Genomic DNA, 6,584 nt, shown 5'->3' on the forward strand with positions numbered 1-6,584 from the left:
CCGCCTCACCCTCATCCAGGGCGGCCCTGCCGGCGGAACGGTCGGCGTCGGCGCCGCAGGCACCGGCCAGACCTCTCCGGCCGGCGGGACGGTTCACGCGATCCACGGCACCTCGGCGCTCAAATCCGAGCCGGCGGTGGCGCGTCAGACCGAGACGATCGCCGACACCCTCCCCTTCACCAAGGTCGAACGCACCGTCGCCGACCGACGGGCCGAGGCGAAGATGAAGGGTTACGTCGGCGAGGCCTGCCCGGAATGTGCCAACTTCACGCTGGTCCGCAACGGAACCTGCCTGAAGTGCGACACCTGCGGGTCCACGACCGGTTGTTCGTAATCGACGCGACGGAGCTGCTGTTGCGGCGTGAGGCAAAAGACGGTCGGATTTGCTTCTTGGTTAGTCGTCATTCAGAAGCATAATTTGCAAAAAACGATCTGGGGTCGGTTCCTATGATCGTTATGGAGGCAAGAGTTGTGCATCGCTCAAGGTAAAAGTCGAAAAATTGCCTTGAGGGTCGGTACCTGACGATTTCCAACCTTACCGGCCCAAATCCGGATTGAACCTACGAGTGACCTGACCGGGAGATGACATGGAGGGCGTCGGACCGGCGTCCTCCCCGCGCTACGGGGAGCAAATTGAGTACTTCTAAGCTTGTGGCGAGAGTGGCCCGTCCCCTGAAGAGTGATCCTCCCTGAGATATGGCTTTGAGCCATGTTTGGAGTTGGCCCCGTTTGTGGCCCACGGCCTATGCAAGTTCCCGGGCTGTGACAGCTTGGTTGGCGAAGGCTCGGGGCGTCACGCCGCCCAGGGCCGCAGGGGGTCGATGTTAGTTATAGTGGCACCTCCAGTCCTCGATGCGCTCGCGGGCTTCGGCCAGCGACAGGAGCCACGTGGCGTTCAGACATTCCGCCCGTAGGCGGCCGTTGAACGCTTCGATGTAGGCGTTGTCGGTCGGCTTGCCCGGTCGTGAGACGTCGATCTCGACTCCGTTCAGGTACGCCCACTGGTCGAGCATGCGCCCGGCGAACCCCGGCCCATTGTCGACCCGCAAGCTCTTGGGCCGCGCCCGCAGCCGGATCGAGGCGTCCAGGGCCTCGGTCACCTCGAAAGCTCGGAATTTCGCTCTCGGCGTGAGTGAGAGCGCCTCTCGCGTGTGGCAATCGACGACGGTCAGGATCCGGAACGGACGTCCGTCGAACAGGCGGTCGGACATGGCGTCCATCGCCCAGACCTCGTTGGGTCCACCGATTGCCGGCCCTCCTTGCCGGTAGCGCCAAGCCTGTTTCCGCTTGGGCAGCTTGAGCCGGATCGACAGTCCCTCGTCACGGTAGATCCGGTAGGTGCGCTTGTGGTTCACCTCCCAGCCCTCCCGCCGCAACAGGATGTGCAGCCGACGGTAGCCGTGGCGCAACCGTGCGGCAGCGAGCTCCTTCAGGCGCATCCGCAGTGCCACCTGCGGGTCGGAGCGCTTCCTGTAATGCTGGGGACGAGCGGCCGAAGCCGGTGGTCAGGCAGGCCCGCCGCTCGCAGACGTCGTAGGCCACCGGCAGGTGACTGGCGACCTCGCGGCGAGCGGCGGGCCTCACGACTGATTCTAGAGCACATCCTGCAGCATGGAGCGGTCCAGCATCATGTCAGCCACCAGTCATTTGAGCTTGCTGTTCTCGTCCTCCAGTTACTCCAATTGCCGGATCTCCGGTACGCCCATTCCGACGAACTGCTTCTCCCAGCGGTCAAACGTCGCCTCAGACACGCCCATCTTCCGGCAGACCTCGTCCACCGTCGCACCATTCTCCGCCTGCCGCAGGGCGAGGGCGATCTGTTCGTTCGTGAAGGGTTTGCGAGGCATGGCATCCACCCTCCTTCAGGGTTCAGGATGCCCGAAAAATTTGCGCTCAGCGCGGACCAGTTTGCTGGGCCAGGGTTCAGGTCAGGGTTCCCCCGCACGTCGAGTCCGGCATGTCTACGTCGGTGAAGACCACACCGATGTCGGAGCGGCGATGAAGGGCATCCCAGGCCTCATCCGCATGGCGCGCCGCGACGACCGCGAAGCCGGCATTCTCCAGCATCGCGGCGGCATTCATCCGAAAAAGGTCGTCGTCCTCCACCGCGAGGGGGACCGATGCTTGGGGGACGCGCTTCATCGACATGGCATCATAACTGGCCAGGCATGGATGGGTCGCTTGCCGGAAACGTAATGTAGAAAGTGCCGCGGTCGCTTTCTCCTTGAGAGCCGACCCGACCTTGACCGTGGAGCAAATCCATCATCGGAGGGTTTATCCCTCCGGCGATACGATTGGTGTCGCCGAGGCTCCGGATCCCCCCAGGAATTGAATGGCCGAGGATACCCAGACGACCGATTACGGATGGACGCTGGCGAGCTTCACCGACACGATCCATCGCGGTGGTGTCGCCTTATGGGCATGGTCGCCGAGCCGGCGCCTGGCCCAGTTAGATGCCCTTTGCCGGGAATTCTGGGGCACATCTAAGACAGTTGTTTCCATCGAGGACTTGTTCGCCAAGGTGAACGCCGAGGACCGCCACGGGATGATGCTCGACTGGAATGCGAGCGCGACCGACCCGGGCCCCTACAGCTTCGACTTCCGCATCGGGGACGGCCACGACGCGCGCTGGATCTCGGCGCGCGGCGTCGGCGGCGATGCCGGCCAGGTCGGCGAGTGGGTTCAGGCCATCTTCCTCGACATTACCGACCGCAAGCGGGCCGAGGAGGCCGAGCGCCTGCTGACGGCCGAGCTCGAACACCGTGTCTCGAACATGTTCACGGTCGCCCGCGCGCTGACCGCCATCGTCGCCCGGGAGGCCAAGTCGACGCCCAACTTCGCCGAGGACCTATCCCGGCGGTTCGGTGTCCTGCACGAGGCGACGTCGCTGGCGACGCGTTCGCACAAGCACGACCTCGGCGACGTCAGGCTGCAGGATCTCGCCGAGCGCATCCTGTCCCCCTACCGCGACGGCGCTAACATCGAGGTCGCCATCGACTCGGCCGCGACTGTGGCGCCGGGCCGGGTCAACGACTACGCGATGATCTTTCACGAGCTCGCGACCAACTCGGCCAAGTACGGGGCGCTCTCCGGTGGCGGGACCCTCAGGCTGAAGGGCGACGTCGACGGGGACGAGATACAACTGACCTGGGAAGAGGGCGTGGCGCCATCCAAGGCCGACAAGGCCGACGGCACCGGGTTCGGCTCCCGCCTCCTCAGGCAGACCATCGAGCGGAGCCTGCGCGGCCGTTTCGAGCGCACCATCGACGCCGGCGGGATGCATTTCGCGATGGTCGTTCCCATCGGGTGAGCCTCGCCCCGATCCGACCCTTCGCAGCGCCTGACCGCCGGGATGACCTTGAAGCACCTCTCGACCGCCCTGAAGGTCCTGGCCGTCCTGCTTGCCGCGGCGACGTTCCTGCCCCTGATCCCGACCAACCTCGGATTCGTGCGCAGCCTGGACTTTCCCAGGCTGCAGGTCGCGATCGCTTTGGTCTCCTGCATCATCGCGCTGCTGGCGACGTCCCGCGACGCCGTTGCGCTGCCCCTGTCGGGTGCGATGCTGGCCGCGCTGGCGCTGCAGGCGAGCCACATCCTACCGTTCACGCCGCTGGTCGCGACCCAGGCGAAGGCCGCCGAAACGTGCGATGCCGGTGGCCGCGTCAGCCTGGTCGTCCTCAACGTGTTGCAGTCGAACCGCGACTACGCGGCGGCCCTCGACGTGATCGAGCGGCAATCGCCGGACCTCGTGCTTCTGCTTGAGACCGATGCCGGTTGGCAGTCGGCGATGGCGCCGCTGCGGGAGCGATACCCGAACCGGGTGGAGCAGCCCCAGGACAACACCTACGGATTGCTGTTCTACTCGCGCCTTCCCCTCCGCGATCCGACGATCCGGTTTCTGCTCCAGGAGGATGTCCCGTCGCTGCGCACCACCATCGAACTGCCCAGCGGCGAGGCGGTGACCTTCCACGGGTTGCACCCCCGACCGCCCGGACCGGTCCACAGCAGCGCGCCGCGCGATGCCGAACTGGTCGTCGTCGCCCGCGAGGTCGCGAGGACGAAGGGGCCGACCATCGTGGCCGGAGACCTCAACGACGTGGCCTGGTCCCGCACCAACCAGATCTTCCAGAACGTGAGCGGGCTGCTCGACCCCCGGCAGGGACGCGGCCTGTTCTCGACGTTCCACGCGCAGTACCCGTTCGCGCGCTGGCCGCTCGACCATGTCTTCTTCAGCGAGCACTTCCTGCTCGCCGACATGCAGCGCCTGGACGACGTCGGATCGGACCATTTCCCGATCTCCGTCAGCCTGTGCCGGGCGCGTCGCGCACCCGTGTTGCAGAATGCGCCCGAAGCCTCGAAAGAAGACCACCGGGACGCCCGTAAGGCGGTCGAGGCTGTCCGATGACCGCCGCTGCGGGAGGTCTTCGACGACCTAGCCGCCGCCCCCTTACAGCCCCGACGCCCGCTAGATCGTCTTCGGGTTCGTTAGGGTCCACGCCATGACGCCCACCGTCGGCGGTGTCGCGTTGGAATGGTGCTGGCCGCCGCGCGTGACGGTGACATCTTGCCGGCGACCGACGAGGCCCATGCGTGGCGATGGCGTTCCGGGGGAGGCGAAGGCGCCCTCGTATGGCACCGCTTGTCAGGCGGCAGCGTAAACCTGCCGCAAGTCCTTTGAGACGGCAGGTTCGGGCATCGCCTCGCACCCTGCTGTCCCTGGTATGCCGATCCGGCCGGCCGACCATCGGCGCGGGCGTCGAGGATGTCGTTCGCTCCCTCAGCGCCCGGTAGGCTCACGCCGCCTTGGAGGTGACCTTCTCGTAGGTCCCCGTCGCGACCTGCTCTTCAAGCTCCGCCTTGAAGTCCGCGATGCCGAGGACCTGGACGGGATTGCCCGAGTCGTCGAGGAACTCGTAGAGCGCATCCTCGATGTTGCGATTGCTGAAGAACACGATGGCGTCCTCGTCGCCGCCGCCTTCCAGATGCGGCTCACCGTTCGCCACGCCCGAGACGTAGCTGCCCGTGGGGCGTGTCTCCTTGTGGGTGCCGTCCTGTCGGTAGAACCGGAGTTCGCCCTGCATCACGAGGGTCACGTAGGAACTCTTATGCCGGTGCAGCATCACGCGCTGGTTGGCGGCGAACTTGAACACGACATCGACGATGCGGTTGTCCTCGTCAACCTTGTAGACGAAGAAGGCGATGTGCGGCAGCCAATCGAGCGTCCGCCAGGTGATGTTGCTCTCGTCGAACTTGGGAATTTGCATTTGGTTTCCTCGGGATTCGATAGGCGACCGTTTCCGGGTCGGCGCACGGCTTTCTGCCGCGTCTTATGTTTGAGGGGCTCGTCGACGACCCCGAATACGAAACCGGGTTACCTTGTCATCGGTTCGGTGGTCCGAGGCATACGAGTTGCGAGGAGCCGAGCTGTTCCGCTTGAGGACCGCCGCACGAACCTCCGCGGAATCGAGGTTCAGCCGAACACGCTCGGCCAGTCCGTCCTCTCCAGCCTCGAAGGTCTTGCTGCGCGCACGCCCACCGAGAGCCGGGAAGAGCACCAGGCTGATCTCGTCCACCAGCTCGGCCTTCAGGAACGCGGCGTTGTTCCGGGCGCCGCCTTCCAGAAGCAACCGGCGGACGCCAAATCCGAGGCGAGCACCTCAAGCGCTGGCCGGAGGTCGATCTCCGGCCTGTCCGAAACGACGCAGGAGACGCCGTCGGCGGCAAGCTCGGCCACCTGAGCGGAGGGATCGGCGCGGGCCGTGCGCGGGCACCGGCGGATCAACACCGATGCAACCGTCAGGCACTTTGTGCTCGCCCAACGACTCGGAAAATTCCTGCAGCGATATCCGGACCTATCCGTCGAGGTGGCGGTCCGGGACCGCATGGGCGACCTCGTCGCGGACGGCTTCGACGTCGCCGTCCGGTTCGGCGAGCCCGAGCCGTCTGCGTTTATCGCCGCGCTACGTCTGCGGACCCGGGTCCTGACCCACGAGGCACCCGAATGTGTCGCGCGCCATGGCTGCCCCGAGCATCCATCGGGATTGACCTGACCGGTATTTTGGACCGAGCCGATTGAGAGGCTACTGCATGGTGGCGGCCATGGGTAGCGGGAAGGCCAGATCCGGGTAGCTGACGGGCGCGGGCGGCCGATAGCCCAGCGACGAATGCGGTCGGACGCGGTTATAGGTGTTTTGCCACAGACCGATCACGATCTGCGCCTCCTTTAACGAGTCGAAGATCTCCTGGCGTAGGCACTCGTCACGAAGCTTGCCGTTGAAGCTCTCACAATACCCGTTCTCCCACGGCGATCCTGGTGCGATGTACTGGATCTGTGAGCCAGTTTTGGCGACCCATTTGCGCGGCGCCTTCGAGATCATCTCGGGGCCATTGTCGCAGCGGATGTGTTCCGGGATGCCGTGTAGGCACATCGCCTCCGCCAGCGCCTCGATCACGCCCACGCTGTTGATGCGTCGCGCCACCTTCAGCGCCAGACAAGCCCGGCTATGCTCGTCGATCAGCGTCAGGATCCGGAGCGAGCGTCCGTCGTGGGTCCGGGCCTGGACGAAGTCAAAACTCCAGACGTG

At 65.3% G+C, this 6,584-nt stretch carries 8 protein-coding genes and 1 pseudogene; 4 read left to right on the forward strand and 5 right to left on the reverse strand.

Annotated elements, in window-relative coordinates; translation table 11 throughout:
• Nucleotides 1-334: hypothetical protein (locus FV228_RS17215; RefSeq protein WP_147855747.1), on the forward strand; the 334-nt coding region annotated here is incomplete at its 5' end.
• A 409-nt stretch (nucleotides 335-743) separates the two neighbouring features.
• On the opposite strand, the pseudogene FV228_RS17220 reads toward FV228_RS17215, so the two are convergent.
• Both FV228_RS17220 and FV228_RS17225 read right to left on the reverse strand, forming a co-directional pair.
• Nucleotides 744-1,847, reverse strand: a pseudogene (locus tag FV228_RS17220) (IS3 family transposase).
• A gap of 76 nt (nucleotides 1,848-1,923) precedes the next feature.
• Nucleotides 1,924-2,142: a response regulator gene (locus FV228_RS17225; RefSeq protein ID WP_246693933.1), complete on the reverse strand. Its 219-nt coding sequence runs from the start codon at nucleotides 2,140-2,142 to the stop codon at nucleotides 1,924-1,926.
• A 190-nt stretch (nucleotides 2,143-2,332) separates the two neighbouring features.
• On the opposite strand from FV228_RS17225, the gene FV228_RS17230 reads away from it, so the two are divergent.
• Nucleotides 2,333-3,310: a sensor histidine kinase gene (locus FV228_RS17230; protein WP_147855749.1), complete on the forward strand. Its 978-nt coding sequence runs from the start codon at nucleotides 2,333-2,335 to the stop codon at nucleotides 3,308-3,310.
• A gap of 48 nt (nucleotides 3,311-3,358) precedes the next feature.
• Nucleotides 3,359-4,405 (forward strand): endonuclease/exonuclease/phosphatase family protein, encoded by a 1,047-nt coding sequence (locus FV228_RS17235; protein ID WP_348645065.1) that lies wholly within the window; start codon nucleotides 3,359-3,361, stop codon nucleotides 4,403-4,405.
• A 388-nt stretch (nucleotides 4,406-4,793) separates the two neighbouring features.
• Here the strand turns inward: FV228_RS17235 and FV228_RS17240 are convergent, their stop codons facing one another.
• Nucleotides 4,794-5,264, reverse strand: a complete 471-nt coding sequence (locus tag FV228_RS17240; protein WP_147855751.1) for a regulator — start codon at nucleotides 5,262-5,264, stop codon at nucleotides 4,794-4,796.
• A 63-nt stretch (nucleotides 5,265-5,327) separates the two neighbouring features.
• A complete protein-coding gene (locus FV228_RS17245) occupies nucleotides 5,328-5,627 on the reverse strand; it encodes a dihydrofolate reductase family protein (RefSeq protein ID WP_147855752.1) in 300 nt (99 codons plus the stop codon).
• 132 nt (nucleotides 5,628-5,759) lie between these two features.
• On the opposite strand from FV228_RS17245, the gene FV228_RS17250 reads away from it, so the two are divergent.
• Complete coding sequence (locus tag FV228_RS17250; protein ID WP_147855753.1) at nucleotides 5,760-6,050, forward strand: LysR substrate-binding domain-containing protein; 291 nt, start codon at nucleotides 5,760-5,762, stop codon at nucleotides 6,048-6,050.
• Between the two features lie 30 nt (nucleotides 6,051-6,080).
• Here FV228_RS17250 and FV228_RS17255 read toward each other — a convergent pair.
• A partial coding sequence (locus FV228_RS17255) for an integrase core domain-containing protein (RefSeq protein WP_147855754.1) occupies nucleotides 6,081-6,584 on the reverse strand: 504 nt, incomplete at its 5' end.

The organism is Methylobacterium sp. WL18, from assembly GCF_008040015.1.
GTDB lineage: Bacteria > Pseudomonadota > Alphaproteobacteria > Rhizobiales > Beijerinckiaceae > Methylobacterium > Methylobacterium mesophilicum.